The following is an 18057-nucleotide window of genomic DNA, read 5'->3' as shown; positions in this document are numbered from 1 at the left end:
CGTTGGCGTTATTAAATTAACTATATACGTAATCGATTTTAGGAAATAAACATGTCTAATGCAGTGAAAAAAACCGGCGTTAAAAAAGTGGTATTGGCGTATTCTGGTGGGTTAGACACCTCAGCCATTATCCCGTGGCTAAAAGAAACCTATGATAACTGCGAAATCGTCGCATTCTGTGCCGACGTAGGCCAAGGTGAAGAAGAGTTAGTGGGCTTAACTGAAAAGGCGTTAGCCTCAGGTGCCAGCGAATGTTATATCGTTGACTTAAAAGAAGAGTTGGTGGCAGATTACATTTACCCCACTATCGCAACGGGTGCTATTTACGAAGGTACCTATTTACTCGGCACTTCAATGGCGCGTCCAATCATTGCCAAAGCGCAAGTTGAAGTGGCCCGTAAAGTTGGCGCTGACGCGGTATGCCATGGCTGTACCGGCAAAGGCAATGACCAGGTACGCTTTGAAGGTTGTTTTGCGGCATTAGCACCAGACTTAAAAGTGATTGCGCCTTGGCGTGAGTGGGAAATGCGTAGCCGCGAAGACTTACTGGATTACCTCGCAGAGCGTAATATTAAAACCGCAGCTTCAGCGACTAAAATTTATAGCCGTGATGCAAACGCATGGCATATTTCCCACGAAGGTGGCGAGTTAGAAGATCCGTGGAACGAGCCATCAAAAGGCGTATGGACGTTAACCGTTGCCCCAGAAGATGCGCCAAACGAGCCAGAATATGTGTCGTTAGGCGTTAAACATGGCCGTATTACTCATGTAAACGATGAAGCTTTATCGCCATATGCTGCATTAATGACGTTAAACGACATCGCAGGTAAACACGGTGTAGGTCGTATCGACATTACCGAAAACCGTCTTGTAGGGATGAAATCACGTGGCTGTTACGAAACCCCAGGTGGAACGGTAATGTTTGCCGGTCTTCGTGCCATTGAAGAATTAGTCTTGGACAAAACCAGCCGTACGTGGCGCGAGCAAATTGCCGCCCAAATGTCACACCTAGTGTATGACGGTCGTTGGTTTACACCATTATGTAAATCACTTATTGCTGCATCTGAATCATTAGCCGAATCGGTTAACGGTGATGTGGTCATTAAGCTTTACAAAGGCCAAGCAACGGCTGTTAAAAAACGTTCGCCAAACAGCTTGTATTCAGAATCTTTTGCCACCTTTGGTGAAGATGACGTGTACGATCAAAAACACGCTGAAGGCTTTATTCGTTTATATTCGTTACCAAGCCGTATTCGCGCGCTAAACGCTAAATAGACAGTAAGCAAACAATATAAGGCGCTGCAAAGCGCCTTTCTTATAATCACTTTTGCTCATTTTTAAAAAAGTGATTATAACAAAGTTGATATCAACTACACCGACATCATTGAATTGTAATATCGAAAAAGAGGATACCGAAATGGCATTATGGGGCGGAAGATTTCAGGGCGAAACCAGTGCACTTTTCAAATTATTTAATGACTCACTGCCAGTGGATTACCGCTTATTTGAACAAGATGTTGTCGGCTCTATCGCATGGGCAGACGCTATTGCCAGTGTCGGGATTATTACGGCTAAAGAATGTATCGACTTAAAAGCGGCTTTAAATGAACTGCTGGTGGAAGTGGGTAATGATCCACAGGCCATTATCAGCAACGGCGCGGAAGATATTCACAGCTTTGTTGAACAAAAGTTGATTGCCAAAGTCGGTGACTTAGGAAAAAAACTGCATACAGGTCGTTCTCGTAATGACCAAGTCGCGACTGATTTAAAGCTATGGTGTAAAAAAGAAGGTGCAGCTTTGCTGGTACGTTTAGGTACATTGCATGCAGAGTTAGTTGCCCTTGCTGAACGTGAAGTTGATGCGGTTATGCCGGGTTACACCCATTTACAGCGTGCACAGCCGATCACCTTTGGTCATTGGGCGTTAGCCTATGTGGAAATGTATGAGCGTGATATTAGCCGCCTGCAAGATGCGCTTAATCGTGCCGATACCTGCCCATTAGGTTCAGGTGCGTTAGCGGGTACCGCCTATCCGATTGATCGTCATGCGCTCGCATCAGCGTTAAACTTTGCTCGCCCAACCTTAAACAGCTTAGACAGTGTGTCAGATCGCGACCATGTGGTTGAATTATGCAGCGCAGCATCAATCAGCATGATGCATTTAAGCCGCATGGCCGAAGACTTAATTTTCTTCAACTCTGGCGAAGCTAATTTTATCTCATTGGCTGACGAAGTGACCTCTGGCTCGTCATTGATGCCACAAAAGAAAAATCCCGATGCATTAGAGCTTATTCGTGGTAAAACAGGCCGTGTTTATGGCAGTTTAATGGGCATTTTGACCACCATGAAAGCCCTGCCATTGGCGTATAACAAAGATATGCAAGAAGACAAAGAAGGCTTGTTTGATGTGGTCGACAGCTGGGCTATTTGTTTAGATATGGCGGCTTTAGTGTTGTCCGGCTTAAAAGTGAACCGTCCACAAGCGCTGGTGGCCGCACAACAAGGCTATGCTAATGCAACAGAACTAGCTGATTACCTTGTGGCTAAAGGTATGCCGTTCCGTGAAGCACATCACGTGGTGGGTGAAGTGGTGGTATTTGCTATTGCTCAGCAAAAGCCGATTGAAGATCTCACCGTGGCTGAGTTACAGCCGTTTGCCAAGGTGATCAGCGATGACGTGTATCCTAACTTGACTATTGAAGCCTGTTTAGAAAAACGTGACGTATTAGGTGGCACTGCTATTAACCAAGTTCAAGCAGCGATAGCGGCTAAAAAAGCTTAATCTTTGCATCGTTCGACGCTGGACGACTGCCTATAAAAGCCCTGTGGACATAAGTCGGCAGGGCTTTTTTGTGTTAATCACTCATGGCCGAGGGTTACGCTAGCGAGTGAACCTTGTCCTCTTATTCAATGCTGCTGTCGGTTGATGATAGTTACTTGCTCAATCCTAATGCCTATATTTCCAGTCTGTGTTATTACACTATGGCGCCCGCGCCAGCATTATGCGGCCTAAATATCGCTTTAGTTTTTCAGATCCTATTCATTACGTTTGAAGTGAAAGGGTGACGGGTTAATGGCGTTAGTGCAACGTTACACCGTGAGCTTGCAGGGGGAAGGTCAGTGTTGATGGATCTTAAAGTGTATAAAGGTGCATTAGCCCAACGCAAAGGCCCTATGTGCTAGGCACATTGTATTAGAGCGCCGTCCTGCATTACTTAGCCAATGAACTCATTATGTCACAGTGAAGAGCCTACGGCGTTAGGTGACTTTACGGTTGAGTCCTTGTCTGATGAACCATGGCAACCGGATGAGTAAGATATGTCGCGACTTGAGTTTTTGCAACAATGGTAGGTGATTAATACCGACTTGATTTGTCCTGATGTTTACATAAATAGCCCGTTATTGTGTTGACGCATAATAGAGGGTTTTTTATGGATATTTTTAACATCAACAGGTTCTTTTTTTAATCGGTTCTATACTGATTGAAATGACTTATATTTAATCAAGGTAACAGGGAGACGTTATGTTTTTAGATTATTTTGCGCTAGGGATTATATTTTTTGTAGTGATATTTATTTTTTACGGCATTATTGCGATTCATGATATTCCCTACGAGATTGCGAAAAAACGTAATCATCCACAACAAGATGCACTGCATATTGCCGGTTGGGTAAGCTTATTTACTTTGCATGCCATTTGGCCATTTTTATGGATTTGGGCCACGTTATATCGTGAAGATAGAGGCTGGGGGTTTAGTGATTCGAGAAAGCGAGAATTGATACTTGAGGGTGAAGTTAAAGAGCTAATGAATCATGTCACAGTACTAACAGATCGTTTGTCGCTATTAGAGCAACGTTCTGTCGTCTCGACTCCTCCCGTTTCAGATGAACATTCACAAGAGGCATAAGCATGGACTTACTACTCATACTGACTTATACCGCATTTTGCATCGCAGTTTTTAAAGTATTTAAAATTCCGTTAACTAAATGGACCGTGCCGACGGCCATTCTCGGCGGAATTGTGTTAATTGGTACTTTATTAATTTTAATGAATTACAACCACCCCTATTCGAAATTTGCTCGCGAGTATTTCGTCACTATTCCGATTGTGCCCGCAGTTAAAGGATTGGTTATCGAAGTCAATGTTAAGCCGAACACGCCAGTGAAAGAAGGTGAGGTGTTATTTAAAATTGACCCTACACCTTACCTTGCAATGGTTAAGCAAAAACAAGCAGCGCTAAAAGAAGCTGAGCTGCAAGTGCCGCAGCTTGAAGCCGCATTTCAGGTTGCAACTGCCAGAGTTGAACAAGCCACTGCAGATAAAGATCGTAGCGGATCCGCTTATCGTCGTTATGACGACGGTCGTAAAAAAGCCGGGCGTAATTCACCCTTTACTGAGCTTGAACTCGACAACCGCCGCCAGTTATACATTGCCTCATTAGCGCAACTTGATGGCGCCTTAGCAGAGGAACTGCGGACTCGTTTGGCCTATGAGTCAAATATTGACGGGGTTAATACCAAAGTGGCGGGCCTTCAAGCTGAACTCGCCAAGGCCGAGTATGACTTACAACAAACAGTCGTTAGGGCGCCGGCAAATGGTGTTGTGACGCAGTTGGCGCTGCGAAAAGGTGTTATGGCAGTGCCTTTACCATTACGTCCTGCATTAACCTTTATTCCGGATGAAACCCGATATTTTGCCGGTGCTTTTTGGCAAAACTCACTGTTACGCCTTAAAGAAGGTGATGAGGCTGAGGTGATAATTGATGCCATGCCAGGGCAAGTGTTTAAAGGCAAAGTTGCCAAAATACTGCCCGCAATGGCAGAAGGTGAGATCCAATTTAGTGGTAATTTACAGTCATCAAATAAGTTGTTTCACCGCGGCCGAGTCGTGGTGTTGATTGAGCTAGAAGATAACGCAATAAGGCAATCATTGCCTGCGGGGGTTGCGGGACAAGTGGCTATTTATACCGATCATTTTAGCCATGTTGCGGTCATGCGAAAGGTATTGTTAAGAATGCAGGGCTGGCTCAATTATTTATTTGCCGAAGGCCATTAGCCTTGTTGTATGGAGGCATTTGTGACGGATGACTATGACACATAAATGATCGGGATTATCGAGTCTGTGCTTGTTGTATTTGGTTTCGCCCGCCTCGTTTGGCGCAATACAGCGCTTTATCTGCGCGACTAAAGCGATCTTTCATTGAGCAGTCTCCGTCAGTTAGTGTGCTGTTGCTGATGGAGGCCGTAATCTTAATGCTTTGATTTGTGTTAATGATATGAAAATTGGTATGAAAAAGCCCGATACAAGGTATCGGGCTTTTTGTTAGCGGTGTAGTAAGCTATTACACTTTAGTGAGTGCACTTTTCAACTCGCTAGGCTTCATCGGGATTTTACGTAAACGTACACCGACTGCATTGTAGATTGCATTGGCAATAGCTGGGGCTACAGGGGTTACTGCTGGCTCACCTAATCCAGAAGGTGGCATTTTGCCTGGGATAAACTCAATTTTAACTTCAGGAGTTTGACCTAAGCGCAGCGGGGTATAGGTATTGAAGTTTGAATCTTTATACTGACCATTAAGCAGTTCAGTACCTTCGTATAACGCCATGGATAATCCCCATAATGCTGCACCTTGACACTGCGCTTCTGCGCCATTTGGATCAACAATAATACCGGCATCGATGGCGATATAAAGCTTTTGCACATTGACAATACCGTTGCTTTTGTCGACATGGACCTGTACCGCGCACGATACCCATGTTGGCATATCACGTTCTTGACCAAAGGTTGATGCTATTCCAAGCGCGGTATCTTTGGCTTGAGGTGTGCCCCAACCAATCATCTCGGCGGCTTTTTTCAATACTACGGCTTGGCGCGCAGCGCCGCCTTCGGCAACCGGCGTACTACCGGCATTGCGGCCTTCGGCGATCAGCATGTCTAAACGGAACTGCAATGGATCTTTACCTGCATGATGGGCGGCTTCATCCATAAAGCTTTCAACGGCCCAATTAGTCCAACCGGGTCCGACAGAACGTAACCAACCCGGTCTGAAGGTTGCCATGGCAAGATCGTTTGATACTGCCCGTACTTTTTGGGCGCCAACGCTGTACCAATGGTCTGCGCCTGCAATTGAAAACGGATCATAGGGTTCGCCATTGGTGCCTTTTGGCATAAAGCCAGGGACTAATGCTTGGGTTGGCCAACCTGCAGTGGCGTGATGTTCCATGGCGGTAACGATTTTTTTATCGTCAAAGGCCATTTTTAGCTGCTGTACTGAAGCTGATCGCGCGCTATCAAATAGCATGTCTTGTGGGCGCGTTAGCACCATTTTAACCGGTTTCCCGCCTAATGCTTTAGAGGTTAATGCGGCCGGAATAGTATAATCGCCGTTAAGTCTACGGCCAAAGCCGCCACCTAACATGTAGCTACGAATAACAATGTTAGCTTCATCTTCGCCTAATGCTGTGGCTAGTACGGGTAGCGTAAGTGACTGCCATTGAGTACCTGAATGCACTTCCCATACACCGTCTGGGTTTTTAAATACCAAGGCATTAAGGGGTTCCATTTGTGCATGCAATACCGTGCTGGTGATATATTCTTCGGCAATAGTGCTGCTGGCGCTGGCAAAAACGGGCTCAGTGTTACTATTGCCAGTGTCTAAAATACTGCCTTTGGTTTGATCGCCAAGCAGTGTTTTACCATGGGCAATAATATCTGCTTCAGACACGTTTGCCGTTTCACCCGCATCCCATGTAACCTTAACCAGTTTTGAGGCCTTTTGCGCCGCATTAAAGCTGCTGGCGATTACCATTAACCAACCAGGTACGCTGCCACTGGCATCGTCTAGCACGATTGTTTGCTGATAACCCTTTACTGCTTTTGCGGCTGAGTCATCAAACTTAACCACTTTAGATCCATAACGGGTCGGAGGTAAAATCGGGTTGGCGTATACCATGCCATCGACTTTAGCGTCGATACCAAATATCGTTTTACCGTTGGTTTTATTGGCGATATCAAGAGACGTCACTTGCTGCCCGACCAGTTTTAGGTCTGCATTGGGTTTAAGCGGCAGGGTTTTCAGTTCTTCTTCAGTAAACTCACGCGTTAAGCCCATGGTGACTAACTCACCATAAGACAGCTCGCCTTTACTTGAGATAATTTTCCCATTACTGGCTTTACAGTCTTGTGGCGCAAGGCCCCATTTTTTAGCGGCAGCTTCAATTAACGCAGTACGACCGGCGGCGCCTGCTTGACGATATACCGGCCAACTTTGCGAAATAGACCAACTACCACCAGTGACCATGTAACCCCAGCGTGGATCACTGTCGACATGGATAATTTCAATATCATCCCATGACGCTTCTAGCTCATCAGCAAGAATACGCGCAATAGCGGTGCCGACATGTTGGCCCATTTCTGAGCGCATAATGTTGACTTTAATTTTGCCTGCGGTGTCGATTGAATACCACAATGAAGGTTCGTAAATATCGCCTTCACTCGGGAGTACTTTACCGTCTGGGCTGGCAGGATCCATTGCCGCCATCAAGTGACGAGGAAAACCAAAACTGACACCGACAGCTGTCATGGCAATTAAAAAACCGCGGCGGCTCATGCCAACCGATCCACGTTTAGGCAGTCTGCTCATCGTTGCTCTCCTTGGTTGCGTTTGCGGCTTCATGAATGGCGCTACGAATACGAACGTAGGTCATACAGCGGCATAAATTTCCGCCCATCACAGCGTCAATGTCTTTGTCTGAAGGCTTTGGAATATCTTTTAATAATGCCGCCGCTTGCATAATTTGGCCCGACTGGCAGTAACCACATTGTGGCACTTGCAGCTTTTGCCAAGAAATTTGCAATGGATGGTCGCCTTGTTCTGAAAGACCTTCAATCGTAGTGATTTCGGCCCCTTCAACTGACGATATTGGGGTAATGCATGACCGTGTTGCTCGGCCGCCAACATGGACTGTGCAGGCACCACAAGTGCCAATGCCGCAACCAAACTTGGTGCCGGTCATGTTGAGTTCATCGCGAATTACCCACAGTAGAGGCGTATCACTCTCTACATCGGCAGTCATCGGCTTGCCGTTTAAAATAAATTTTGCCATTGTCACTTCTCCAGTGAATTAGTGCTCAAATCGGGGTTGATTGCGGATCTCGCCCACTTGTTGTTGTAATTTCGGCCAGGTACTTTCCCCAGCGGTTTGACGCAAATAGGCTGCTATTGCGCTAATATCTTTATCGCTCAGCGCATCTCGGAATCCTGGCATTACCACGCCGCGGATCCCTTGATCGTTACGTACGCCATCGAGTATTACGTTAATCAGGTTAGTTGGAGCATCAAGATGGGTCGCCGAACCGATAGTAATCAATGGACGGCCTTTAACTAATTGGTCGCTATTGTAGTGGCATGCTTGACAAGCAGAAGCATACAAACGCGCGCCTTCATCAATCCGTAGATCCGGTTGTTGATGCTGCGCCGTTATTGCCGCCTGTAAAGTGCTGCTCGTTTGTGACTGGTCAGTTTTGTTCGTGCCGGCAAGATCGGCAAAATAACCGCTAATGGCCTGAAGATCGCTGCTGGGGAGCGCAGATAATCCTTTGTGCATCACCGGCGCCATTGGGCCTGCCGCACTGCCGTGATAAGGCGAGTTACCTGTGGTGAGGTATTCGTAAAAGTCTTGCGAACGCCAAGGGATCGGTGAAGTACTTGTTGAGGTTAATGACGGTGCTATCCAGCCATCAATGGCTGCGCCTTGGTACATTTGTGCATATTTTTCGCCGCCCAGTGCATTACGCGGAGTATGACATGCACCACAGTGAGCAATACCTTGAGCTAAATAAGCGCCACGGTTCCATTTGGCAGATTGCTGGCTGTTAACCTCAAAAGGTTGAGTGTCTGCAAACAGCAGTTTCCAACCGGCTTGAAACCATCGGATATTGAGCGGGAATGGAATACCGTTGTCTTTTTTGACTTGGCTGACGGCTGGGACTGACGTCATGATGTAAGCATAAATAGCACTAATGTCATCGTCGGTCATTTTATTAAAGTGCTCATAAGGGAACGCCGGTAATAAATGATGTCCATCACGACTTACACCAGTGCGCATAGCGCGACTAAAAGCCGCTTCTGACCAGTTACCAATACCTGTTTCGACATCTGGGGTAATGTTACTTGAATAAATGGTGCCAAAATCAGTGTGCATTTCATAGTTACCGGCATAAGCCGTACCACCGGGCGGGGTGTGACAAGTACTGCAATAACCTGCTGCGGCGAGGGTTTTGCCTTGTTCGATAACCTGTGGCGAATAATCTGTTTGAGCGGGTATGACGGGGTCAATTGCAGGATTCCAAGCGTATAAACTGAATAAGCCGAGTCCAACAATAGCTGCGCCACATACGCCGTAAACGATGCGTTTTAGCATATTACATTGCCTTATTTTAAATAAAAAATGGTATTAAGAAGGGAATATCTCATCTCACGTTCCCTGTTCGACGTTGTATTATTATTGTGATTGGTCAAATATTAATCCTAAGCAAGGGAAGACCCTTTGTCCAGCAATGATATTAACTTATCTGTTTATGTCTTAGCATCACATAATACATCAGCAATGTGATGAGTGACACGTGGATTGAGAAATAATGAGCTTTAGTTAATCTGCTGTTAACTAACCGGTTTATAGGTTGACGCTATGTTGCGGTAATCTTAGGGATCTATCAGTAATGTCAGCGGCCAAACTGCATTGACCGGCCGTTGGAGACGCTGACTAAAAAAACTATTTAACCTCAATTAGGGTTAATAGATGGGATAAATAAGCCAAAATGAGCATATTTACCGTTAATACGATTGCTTTAAGGTATGCGGCGACGTTACTCGGCGATTCACTTATCTGTGGCCTGCCGGTTTCATCGTCATAGCGAGCGTTAATGTCGTCGTTATTTTCCTGGGTGGTTATTTTTTACAGCGATTATTTGCACAAGTGATCATTTTTTGCAGTAATAATTATGCCACCAGAGGTCGTTACTGCGTTATCAGATCACTGATTGAGGATTGTTTTTAAGGTTTATTGACAATCTACTTGTATTACCCGAGCACATTCGGGATAATTAATGCAAATCATTATCATTTGCATTAATTATCTTGAGACCTTATCAAATGGAACTTGTCAGTGTATCTTCTTTATGGCTTGGTTGTTTGTTTGCCTATTTGGCATCTGATAAACAGCAGCTTATCAGTTTTCCTTTGCCTAAATTACTGTCTTGGAGTTTATGCGGTATAGCGGTGTTGTTCGCTTTGTGGGGATTTAGCCATTCTTACAGTGTATTAGTGGCCAGTTTAGTGGTGCTGATTTGTATGATGACCATGTGGATATTACTGGTGCTGGTGGCGTCGCATTATAAAGGTCGCAGTATTTGGGTGAGCTCGTTAGGCTTTGCGCTATTTGTCAGTATCGTGCTGGTTGGGGTTAAATAATCATGTGGCCTAAGTCATTTTCGGCATTTTTTTGGGGATTATTATTGGCAATCAGTTTAATGCTCATGGTATTTCGGATCTTACCTGTGGATGTCGATGTAAAACTCTTTGTCGGGCTTATGCTGGGTTTTTGTATGTGGGTTATGGTGATGGCATTTTGTTATAGCCGTAATAGCGCAAAGGCCGCCAGCTTGGTGTGTGCAAAATGGCTTGTGGCCAGTAGCCTTATCAATGCATTGTTATTTTTTTCTCAAACCTAAGTCATGAATACCTCAATGAAATCTGATTCTCCCGTACAGCACAAAGTCATTAAAAACCTTATCGAAGCCCACAGTTGGCTTGGGTTAATTATTTCACCGTTATTATTTTTGGTATTTTGGGCCGGCGCCGTAACCTTATTTCACGACGAAATAACGCAATGGGCCATCACCCCGCATCATCCTGTCGATAACAGCCAAGCAGACATACCACTAGCGACATTAGTTGAGCAAAAGTTGGCTGAATATCCGCTTGATTATAATGGCCGTTTTCGGATAAATATGCCGACCCAGCTAGTACCTTATTATATTTTTTACTTTGATATAGTGGGAGACGCTCCACAATCAGCGCCTCAATCCATGGCGATATTGGTTGATCCTAAAAACGGTCAAACTGTTGCTGGCAAAGATGACTTTTATCTATCGCAATTTATTTATCGCTTGCATTACAACCTCGATCTGCCCGGTGGCAGTTATCTGATTGGTATGGTGACACTGATCTTTTTATTTGCATTAGTGTCGGGGATTTTTATTCACGCCCGCAAATTGCTAAAACAGTTCTTTTTGTATCGGGTCGATAAACAGCGTCGCGATAAACTGCTCGATCTTCATACCGTAGCAGGGGTGATGACACTGCCCTTTACCTTGATGTATGCACTAAGCGGCTTGATCCTTAACTTGGCCATAGTGTTCCAGCTGGCTTTTGTGGTGTTTATTTACCAGGGCGATCGACAAGCATTATTTAATGATGCTGGCTTTAACCGTATCAGCGAACCGCGCAGTGAAAAATCACTGGATATGAGCAATGCGTTTACCTTAATTGAACAAACTAAACAGCAATCGAATTTTGAATTACGCAATATTATTTTCCATCATTACGGCGCCGATAATGCTCTGGTGCAAGTGCGTGGAACCGACACGGCTAATTTTGCCCAACGTGATGAAGTGACTTATCGCGTCCAAGATAGCAGTGTGATGAATAAGGTTAATGTCGATAATTACAATGTATTCCGCCAAGGTAGAGATGTATTAGTGACATTGCATTTTAGTAACTTTGCCGGGGTAGATATCCGCATTTTGTACTTTATATTGGCAATGGCCATCAGCGCCATGATTGTCGCGGGCAATATGCTGTGGATTAATAAACGCCGTGCTCAGCGTCAGTCTTCGCCGCGCAGTATTGCTATTGTGACCGCGATGACGATTGGTGGTTGCGGCGGCATTATTGTGGCGACAGCCGTTGGCTTTTTGTGTGAAAGACTATTGCCAGCAACCTTGCCAGGGCGAAGCGAATGGCTGGTTGGTTGTTTTGTGGCATCGTTAGTAGCGGTGATCTTGTATAGCATTAAGGTGAATGATACTAAGCGGCATATTAGTCAGTTATTGCTACTGACCAGTGGCATATTAGTGGTCACCATTGCTGCAGATTGGCTGATGTTCTCTGAGCAAATAATGGCGTTATGGCAAACTGGTTATCATGGGGTAATCGGGGTACAGATTGGGATGATGTTGGTTACGGCAGTGTGTTTATGGACCGCATGTCAGTTAGGCGGGTACCGCCATTCATTGTCATCGATGCCTGAAAATAGTACGCCCACCAGTGGACAATAAACTAACGTTAGATTGATGTGATTTAGCCTGCAGGGAAACGACCGCAGGCTAATCATTCACTGAACTCATTTAGGGTAAATCAAAAACGAGTGCCGTTGACTGAGTGTCTGATGGGTTAATAAAGGTCACTGTGGACATGTCAGTGAGTTTTGCGCCATCACCTGCACTCAGCGGTTGATCTTCAATGCTCAGTTCGCCAGCGACTTGATGAACATACACTTTACGGTCAGTCGCAATCTGATAGGTTATTTTAGATTTAGGCGCCAAAATCAGTTGTGACAATGTCGCATTTTGCTTGATCTGCAAAGTACCGTTTTCACCTGTTGGTGTGGCAATCGTGGTCAAGCCCAATGTTTGACCAAAGTTTTTTTGCTGGTATCTCGGTGTATTGCCTAAGGTATTAGGCTGGATCCAAATTTGTAAAAACTTCAGTGGTTCAGTGTTTGATGCATTGTATTCACTGTGGGTAATACCGCTGCCAGCAGACATTAATTGAAACTCACCCGCAGGCAATACTTCCACATTACCTTCACTGTCTTTATGGACGATAGAGCCCTCAAGGACATAGCTGATAATTTCCATATCACGATGGCCATGAGTCGCAAACCCTGCTCCGGGCGTAACGCGGTCATCATTGATGACTCGCAGCGCTGAAACCCCCATATGCTGTGGATCGTAATAGCTACCAAATGAGAAACTGTGCTTGCTGTCCAGCCAGCCAAAGTTGGCTTTACCGCGTTGATTTGCATGACGTAATGAGATCATAACTTTCTCCTAAAGAGCCATTAAAAAGACTAAGCCGATATTTATTTAAGCTAATTTAGTGGCAATGGTGTTATCGATTGCGACTTTACCTGAGCCAGACAGCGCAAGTGACACACTGGCAGCTAACAGTGCTAATGCAAATTCATAACCATTGTTAGCCATAAATAAACCGTTGGTTAAATGCACACTGACAATGGCGATAATCATAGTAAAAGCCAACACCACCGCTGATGGGCGAGTCAGTAAACCCAATAGAATAAATAATCCACCAACCAATTCAGCGCTGCCGGCTAAGAAGGCCATTAATACGCCAGGCTCAATGCCAATTGATGCCATCCATTGTCCAGTGCCTTCAAGGCCATAACCACCAAACCAACCAAATATTTTTTGCCCGCCGTGAGCCATAAAAATAATCCCAATAGGTAAGCGTAATGCTAATGTGCTGAAACCTGCAGTAGAGTGGGTGATGTTTTTAGCGAGTGCTTTCATGGTATGTATCCTCAATAAGGTTAAACATTGTGTGTTTGAAGTGAGCCTGTCTCACTGATTGATGATGAGTATATTGGTACTTGATTGAATAAAAAATCGGAATAAACTGAGGTAATAGTTCAATTTTTTTGAATATGGAGAAGGTCATGCAAAACCCGATTACTATTGATGCATTACGCGCCTTAGATGCCATTGAGCGTAAGGGCAGTTTTGCTGCCGCAGCGGCATCTTTATATCGAGTGCCGTCGGCCTTGACCTATACCATCAAAAAACTTGAAGAGGAAATGGGTGCGGCCTTGTTTGACCGCTCAAAACAGCGAGCGCAATTAACCCCTGCAGGTAAGTTAGTGCTCGAGCATGGGCGAGAAATTTTATTGGCGACAAATCGGTTAATTGATTCGGTACAGCAACTCGAGTCTGGCTGGGAAAATGAAATTCGCTTATCGCGCGATACCATTATTTATCAGAGACCATTGTTTAATTTGATCGAGCAGTTTAATCAACTAGAGCACAGTGTTGATATTACCTTAGATGTTGAAGCGGTTGGTGGCGGTTGGGATGCACTGCACAGTCGCCGCGCCGATATTGTCATTGGCGCGTCAGGCGAGCTACCAAGAGGAGTATTTCAAACCCATAAAATGGGTGAAGTTGAATTTGTGTTTGCCGTAGCGCCGCATCATCCGCTGGCGTTTGTGGATGGCATGTTGGATGCCGACAGATTGACACATTATTCGGCGCTGGTGGTGGCCGATACTTCACAGCTTTTGCCTATTCGCGATAACGGTATCTTTAAAAGTAAGCAGATGATCCGCCTTAATACCATGGAAGCTAAAATTGCGGCGCAAGTGCAAGGGTTGGGCATTGGGTTTTTACCGCGGCATATGGTGCAATCATACCTTGATAGTGGTCAACTAATTGAAAAGCCATGTTCAATCCCAAGGCCCAATCAAAGTGTGTATATTGCTTGGCATAAAGATCATCAAGGGCGCGCCTTTGACTGGTTTGTTGAACACCTACCTAAAGTGAATTGGGGATTGAGTTAACTTATTTGTATTGCTCATGGGCGTATGACGATGCCCTTGAGCGTGTTGATACGATGATGGTGTCGACATTAAGCCGTTGCTTGTGATGCCATCATTGGTGAATGTTGGATTACAAATCCTCAGCGGCTGCACGTTAAATTAACATCCATTTATACAAGATGCTTAGTTAACTAATTGGTGATATTGTGACCTTTCTGAATTTATCTTTATCGCAACCGATGACATCATGATAAAACATTTAATGGATTACCTTCGCTTAGTGCTGTTTGTTTGTGGCGTATTGATTGGTATTCAAGTTCCCGGTTTTGTTGACCAATACGGCCAGCGACTCGAGGCGCACCAGCTTGAAGCTAAGCTAAGTTTGGCTGAGTTTCAGCACGATGCGGACCGCTTTTTTGGTGGGGATATCAATAAACTGATCCGCCATTATCGACAAAATAATGATCCAGTATTTAGTGCTGGCGGTGAAAGTATCGAGTCTATTTATCAACGTTATGTGTCATTAACCGATGCATTAACACGGTTTCGTCAACACAGTTACAGTCCCTATCAACAAGTGATCCTTACGCCAAAAAAAGACATTCAAGCTGAGGTGTGGCAAAACTATTCCCATGTGATTTTGTTAAAACCAGAAGCCATTGCGATTGGTATGTTATTGGGGCTGTTGATCTCGATTTTATGTGAATCCGTATTATCTATTCTATTTCTGGGCTGCCGTAAGGTATTGGCGCCAAGATAACCTATCGTTTTAACTAATAATTAAGGAAATAATTATGATCGCTAAAGGACAATCGCTACCAAAAGCTACATTAAGCCAACTGACTAAAGACGGTATGGTTAACCACGATGTGACTGAGTTATTTGCCGGTAAAAAAGTGGTGTTGTTTGCCGTGCCTGGTGCATTTACACCAACCTGTTCAGAAGCCCATTTACCTGGCTTTGTGGTATTGGCAGACGAATTTAAAGCCAAAGGCGTTGACTTAATTGCTTGTGTTGCGGTTAACGATGCATTCGTCATGAAAGCCTGGGGCGAAGCACAAAATGCATCTGAATTGATGATGCTTTCAGACGGTGATGCCAGCTTTACTAAAGCATTAGGCTTAGAAATGGATACCGCAGGTTTTGGTGGTGTTCGTTCACAACGTTATGCCATGGTGATCGACAATGGTGTAGTGACTTTACTTAATGTTGAACAAGGTAAGTCATTTGAAGTCAGCACCGCAGAAGCTGTGATGGCGGCACTATAATCTATACATAATAGGTTATTAGAGATAAAAAATGGGCGCCCAATGTGGCGCCCATTTTTATATTCGAACGTGATAGACGTTTAAGCCTTCCCAGCGGCAATGCCTAAGTTTTGTTCTATATTGTTGACGCTGTTGCTGACTTCTAATGCAATGGTTTCGCTTTGTTCAAAGGCGTGTTTTGCTCGCAGCAGTAAACTGTCCATGGCAACCACAAACTCGTCAAGATGATGCACTTGTTGGTTTGCGTGTTCACTCCCTTGACAGGCACTCTTTGCCATGGCGCTGGCCTGTTGTTGTACTTGCTGAGCAAAGGTTAACAAGCTTTGGGCCCGGCTTTTTTGCTGTTCTGAAGCCTCGCTAATGTCATTTACACTGTGACTCAGCGCGGCATTCGATGTCGTTAACTGGGTTAATATTGCCATGATGTCCTTGAGCGATAACTGGGTACGGTGGGATAAGTTGCGAACTTCATCGGCCACAACAGCAAACCCGCGTCCTTGTTCACCGGCTCTTGCGGCTTCGATGGCGGCATTGAGTGCCAGTAAGTTAGTTTGATCGGCAATATTACCTATCACATCGACAATTTTAGCCGCATCACTGACCGAGGTGCTTAGCTGGGTTAGCGAGTGGTTACATTGATCCACTTTGGTCAATGTATGTTCTGTAGCAGTTAATACGCCTTGTGCCTCTTGTTGACTGGCCAGCATGTCATTCATGGTCTGTTGTGCGCTTGCTGTTAGCGCACTAGACGACCGGTTTACTTTATTGGCTAATGCAATTAAATCAGCAGTTTGCCCCTGTGCTTGCTGTACGACTGTTTGTGTTTGTTGGGTGCTGTTTGATAACGAACCAATTCGGGTCACTAATTGGCTTAATGACTGTGAAACCTGGATCATATTGTGTTTTTGCTGTTCATCATCTTGTTCAAATCGTTGCAGCAGTCGGTTAAAGTGTGCCGCAATCTGGCCGGTTTCACATTGGCTTGTTACCGGTAACTGTTCACGTTGGTTAGACTCGCTTAACATCGAGAACGCGCGATTTAAGCGTCGTAACGGGGTGACCACTCGGCGTTGCTGCAAGATGAAGTAACTCACCGAAAACAACGCTAGCAAGGTCACCATGCCATACAGCAACCATTGTAAGTTGAGCTTTAATTGTTGGTCTGTTTGAGTTTGCCTATTTGCTAGGGTCACTAATTGCTGCTCGACTTGGCTGGTGGCGTTAATCAGTGCGGTTTGCACCGTTTGGTTGTCGGCGATCATCTGCTTGGTATTGGCGACTTCTTTGCTGTAGCGTTGGGTCAAACTAAGTAATTCAGCACGTGGCGTTTCGCCAACTTCAATGCGTTCGGGTTCATCATCACCTAAGGCAAACTCATCCACTGCTTCGGTGCGGTAAATCCTTAATAAGGGTAGACTTTGTAGTTTATCGTGCCAGGTATTAAGCGCACTAATGGAGAAGTTAACACTGTTGGTCACGCTGGTATCTTGGTCTATCAGTAGGGTCTGAGTTTGCTGCGATAATGGGTAAACCAAGCTGGGTAATTCAAGGCTGAGGGCTAGGTATTGCTGTGCGATGTTGTTGCCTTGGCGGGCGGATTGAGCATAACGGCTTAAGTTGCGATTGTAATCGAGCATCTCTGACTCAGCAAAGGCCAGTAATTGACGCGGGTTACCTGCCAATTTACCCGCGGCGCGGTATTTAGTGTCTAAGTCGCCAATTAATTGGGCCATTAACTCGATCAGCGAGGCGCTGCCTAATTGTGGATGCGCTTGGTGTAATTGGGTGATGCTGACGGTGATACTGGTGATGTCGGCGCGCGCCTGTTCTAGGTAGTTGCTTTGTCCTGTTCGTAGGTAATTGTTGATGTTATTGCGCACATCGTACTGAAACGTATGTTGGATCCGCTGTAAGTTTTGATTGAGCTGCTCGCTCACTTGGCGTTGTTGGTTACTCCACAACACGGTTGCGGCTAATAAGGCTGCAAGGAGTAATAATAACGCTGATGCACTAAGTGATAATGTTGATATTTTCATGCTACCCAGACTTCAGATAAAGACCATTATGAGTATTTTATGGCACTAATGTTACCGTTTATCGTGTGGGATGATTATTGATTTCGAGGGAGCCGTAAAACCGTTTAAATTGAGTCACTACATTGTTTTGTGATT

Annotated in this window: 16 protein-coding genes; 10 read left to right on the top strand and 6 right to left on the bottom strand. The window is 45.1% G+C overall.

The features are described from left to right. Nucleotides 1-51 precede the first annotated feature (51 nt). From EGC80_RS03615 to EGC80_RS03600, 4 genes are all read left to right on the top strand, one after another. Complete coding sequence (locus tag EGC80_RS03615; protein ID WP_101033230.1) at nucleotides 52-1275, top strand: argininosuccinate synthase; 1224 nt, start codon at nucleotides 52-54, stop codon at nucleotides 1273-1275. Between the two features lie 142 nt (nucleotides 1276-1417). Then, entirely contained in the window at nucleotides 1418-2782 is a 1365-nt protein-coding gene (gene argH / locus EGC80_RS03610) for an argininosuccinate lyase (RefSeq protein ID WP_124012769.1), read from the top strand. A 741-nt stretch (nucleotides 2783-3523) separates the two neighbouring features. After that, nucleotides 3524-3907 carry a DUF3302 domain-containing protein gene (locus EGC80_RS03605; protein WP_124012768.1) on the top strand — a complete coding sequence of 128 codons (384 nt, stop codon included), beginning with the start codon at nucleotides 3524-3526 and terminating at the stop codon, nucleotides 3905-3907. 2 nt (nucleotides 3908-3909) lie between these two features. After that, nucleotides 3910-5055 (top strand): HlyD family secretion protein, encoded by a 1146-nt coding sequence (locus tag EGC80_RS03600; protein WP_101033227.1) that lies wholly within the window; start codon nucleotides 3910-3912, stop codon nucleotides 5053-5055. Nucleotides 5056-5341: 286 nt separating this feature from the next. Here the strand turns inward: EGC80_RS03600 and EGC80_RS03590 are convergent, their stop codons facing one another. From EGC80_RS03590 to EGC80_RS03580, 3 genes are read right to left on the bottom strand one after another with little or no spacing between them, the layout of a single operon-like run. Continuing rightward, nucleotides 5342-7645 (bottom strand): xanthine dehydrogenase family protein molybdopterin-binding subunit, encoded by a 2304-nt coding sequence (locus EGC80_RS03590; RefSeq protein WP_124012766.1) that lies wholly within the window; start codon nucleotides 7643-7645, stop codon nucleotides 5342-5344. Beyond that, nucleotides 7629-8108 carry a (2Fe-2S)-binding protein gene (locus EGC80_RS03585; protein WP_124012765.1) on the bottom strand — a complete coding sequence of 160 codons (480 nt, stop codon included), beginning with the start codon at nucleotides 8106-8108 and terminating at the stop codon, nucleotides 7629-7631. The genes EGC80_RS03590 and EGC80_RS03585 overlap by 17 nt, the downstream gene beginning before the upstream one ends. Nucleotides 8109-8126: 18 nt before the next feature. Then, nucleotides 8127-9425 carry a cytochrome c gene (locus EGC80_RS03580; protein ID WP_124012764.1) on the bottom strand — a complete coding sequence of 433 codons (1299 nt, stop codon included), beginning with the start codon at nucleotides 9423-9425 and terminating at the stop codon, nucleotides 8127-8129. Between the two features lie 731 nt (nucleotides 9426-10156). On the opposite strand from EGC80_RS03580, the gene EGC80_RS03575 reads away from it, so the two are divergent. Genes EGC80_RS03575 through EGC80_RS03565 form a run of 3 tightly spaced genes read left to right on the top strand, consistent with a single transcriptional unit; the run spans nucleotide 10157 to nucleotide 12342 of the window. Continuing rightward, nucleotides 10157-10474 carry a hypothetical protein gene (locus tag EGC80_RS03575; protein ID WP_124012763.1) on the top strand — a complete coding sequence of 106 codons (318 nt, stop codon included), beginning with the start codon at nucleotides 10157-10159 and terminating at the stop codon, nucleotides 10472-10474. Nucleotides 10475-10476: 2 nt separating this feature from the next. Further along, nucleotides 10477-10734 carry a hypothetical protein gene (locus EGC80_RS03570; RefSeq protein ID WP_124012762.1) on the top strand — a complete coding sequence of 86 codons (258 nt, stop codon included), beginning with the start codon at nucleotides 10477-10479 and terminating at the stop codon, nucleotides 10732-10734. Between the two features lie 15 nt (nucleotides 10735-10749). Beyond that, on the top strand, nucleotides 10750-12342 hold the full coding sequence (locus tag EGC80_RS03565) for a PepSY-associated TM helix domain-containing protein (protein ID WP_164839414.1): 1593 nt from the start codon (nucleotides 10750-10752) through the stop codon (nucleotides 12340-12342). A 69-nt stretch (nucleotides 12343-12411) separates the two neighbouring features. Here the strand turns inward: EGC80_RS03565 and EGC80_RS03560 are convergent, their stop codons facing one another. Together EGC80_RS03560 and EGC80_RS03555 are read right to left on the bottom strand one after the other, a co-directional pair. Further along, nucleotides 12412-13107, bottom strand: coding sequence for a pirin family protein (locus EGC80_RS03560; RefSeq protein WP_124012760.1), 696 nt, complete (start codon nucleotides 13105-13107; stop codon nucleotides 12412-12414). 45 nt (nucleotides 13108-13152) lie between these two features. Then, nucleotides 13153-13596 (bottom strand): DoxX family protein, encoded by a 444-nt coding sequence (locus EGC80_RS03555; RefSeq protein ID WP_101033218.1) that lies wholly within the window; start codon nucleotides 13594-13596, stop codon nucleotides 13153-13155. A gap of 146 nt (nucleotides 13597-13742) precedes the next feature. Here EGC80_RS03555 and EGC80_RS03550 point away from each other — a divergent pair, with 146 nt between their 5' ends. The 3 genes from EGC80_RS03550 to EGC80_RS03540 all read left to right on the top strand — a co-directional run bounded on the left by EGC80_RS03550 (nucleotide 13743) and on the right by EGC80_RS03540 (nucleotide 15886). Then, entirely contained in the window at nucleotides 13743-14639 is an 897-nt protein-coding gene (locus tag EGC80_RS03550) for a LysR family transcriptional regulator (RefSeq protein WP_124012759.1), read from the top strand. Nucleotides 14640-14865: 226 nt separating this feature from the next. Beyond that, complete coding sequence (locus EGC80_RS03545; RefSeq protein ID WP_101033216.1) at nucleotides 14866-15378, top strand: DUF2937 family protein; 513 nt, start codon at nucleotides 14866-14868, stop codon at nucleotides 15376-15378. 34 nt (nucleotides 15379-15412) lie between these two features. Next, nucleotides 15413-15886 carry a peroxiredoxin gene (locus EGC80_RS03540; protein ID WP_101033215.1) on the top strand — a complete coding sequence of 158 codons (474 nt, stop codon included), beginning with the start codon at nucleotides 15413-15415 and terminating at the stop codon, nucleotides 15884-15886. A gap of 80 nt (nucleotides 15887-15966) precedes the next feature. Here EGC80_RS03540 and EGC80_RS03535 read toward each other — a convergent pair whose 3' ends face one another. Next, nucleotides 15967-17922, bottom strand: a complete 1956-nt coding sequence (locus tag EGC80_RS03535; RefSeq protein WP_124012758.1) for a methyl-accepting chemotaxis protein — start codon at nucleotides 17920-17922, stop codon at nucleotides 15967-15969. Nucleotides 17923-18057 lie beyond the last annotated feature (135 nt).

The organism is Shewanella psychromarinicola, assembly GCF_003855155.1.
Lineage (GTDB): Bacteria > Pseudomonadota > Gammaproteobacteria > Enterobacterales > Shewanellaceae > Shewanella > Shewanella psychromarinicola.
The sequence above is the reverse complement of the archived record's forward strand: the minus strand, read 5'-3'. Positions and strand labels throughout refer to the sequence as shown.

Coding starts and splice junctions, on each gene's coding strand:
- EGC80_RS03545 (WP_101033216.1), top strand. CDS start 14,866: ATGATAAAACATTTAATGGATTACCTTCGCTTAGTGCTGTTTGTTTGT.
- EGC80_RS03535 (WP_124012758.1), bottom strand. CDS start 17,922: ATGAAAATATCAACATTATCACTTAGTGCATCAGCGTTATTATTACTC.
- EGC80_RS03565 (WP_164839414.1), top strand. CDS start 10,750: ATGAAATCTGATTCTCCCGTACAGCACAAAGTCATTAAAAACCTTATC.
- EGC80_RS03575 (WP_124012763.1), top strand. CDS start 10,157: ATGGAACTTGTCAGTGTATCTTCTTTATGGCTTGGTTGTTTGTTTGCC.
- EGC80_RS03570 (WP_124012762.1), top strand. CDS start 10,477: ATGTGGCCTAAGTCATTTTCGGCATTTTTTTGGGGATTATTATTGGCA.
- EGC80_RS03590 (WP_124012766.1), bottom strand. CDS start 7,645: ATGAGCAGACTGCCTAAACGTGGATCGGTTGGCATGAGCCGCCGCGGT.
- EGC80_RS03555 (WP_101033218.1), bottom strand. CDS start 13,596: ATGAAAGCACTCGCTAAAAACATCACCCACTCTACTGCAGGTTTCAGC.
- argH (WP_124012769.1), top strand. CDS start 1,418: ATGGCATTATGGGGCGGAAGATTTCAGGGCGAAACCAGTGCACTTTTC.
- EGC80_RS03615 (WP_101033230.1), top strand. CDS start 52: ATGTCTAATGCAGTGAAAAAAACCGGCGTTAAAAAAGTGGTATTGGCG.
- EGC80_RS03550 (WP_124012759.1), top strand. CDS start 13,743: ATGCAAAACCCGATTACTATTGATGCATTACGCGCCTTAGATGCCATT.
- EGC80_RS03605 (WP_124012768.1), top strand. CDS start 3,524: ATGTTTTTAGATTATTTTGCGCTAGGGATTATATTTTTTGTAGTGATA.
- EGC80_RS03580 (WP_124012764.1), bottom strand. CDS start 9,425: ATGCTAAAACGCATCGTTTACGGCGTATGTGGCGCAGCTATTGTTGGA.
- EGC80_RS03585 (WP_124012765.1), bottom strand. CDS start 8,108: ATGGCAAAATTTATTTTAAACGGCAAGCCGATGACTGCCGATGTAGAG.
- EGC80_RS03600 (WP_101033227.1), top strand. CDS start 3,910: ATGGACTTACTACTCATACTGACTTATACCGCATTTTGCATCGCAGTT.
- EGC80_RS03560 (WP_124012760.1), bottom strand. CDS start 13,107: ATGATCTCATTACGTCATGCAAATCAACGCGGTAAAGCCAACTTTGGC.
- EGC80_RS03540 (WP_101033215.1), top strand. CDS start 15,413: ATGATCGCTAAAGGACAATCGCTACCAAAAGCTACATTAAGCCAACTG.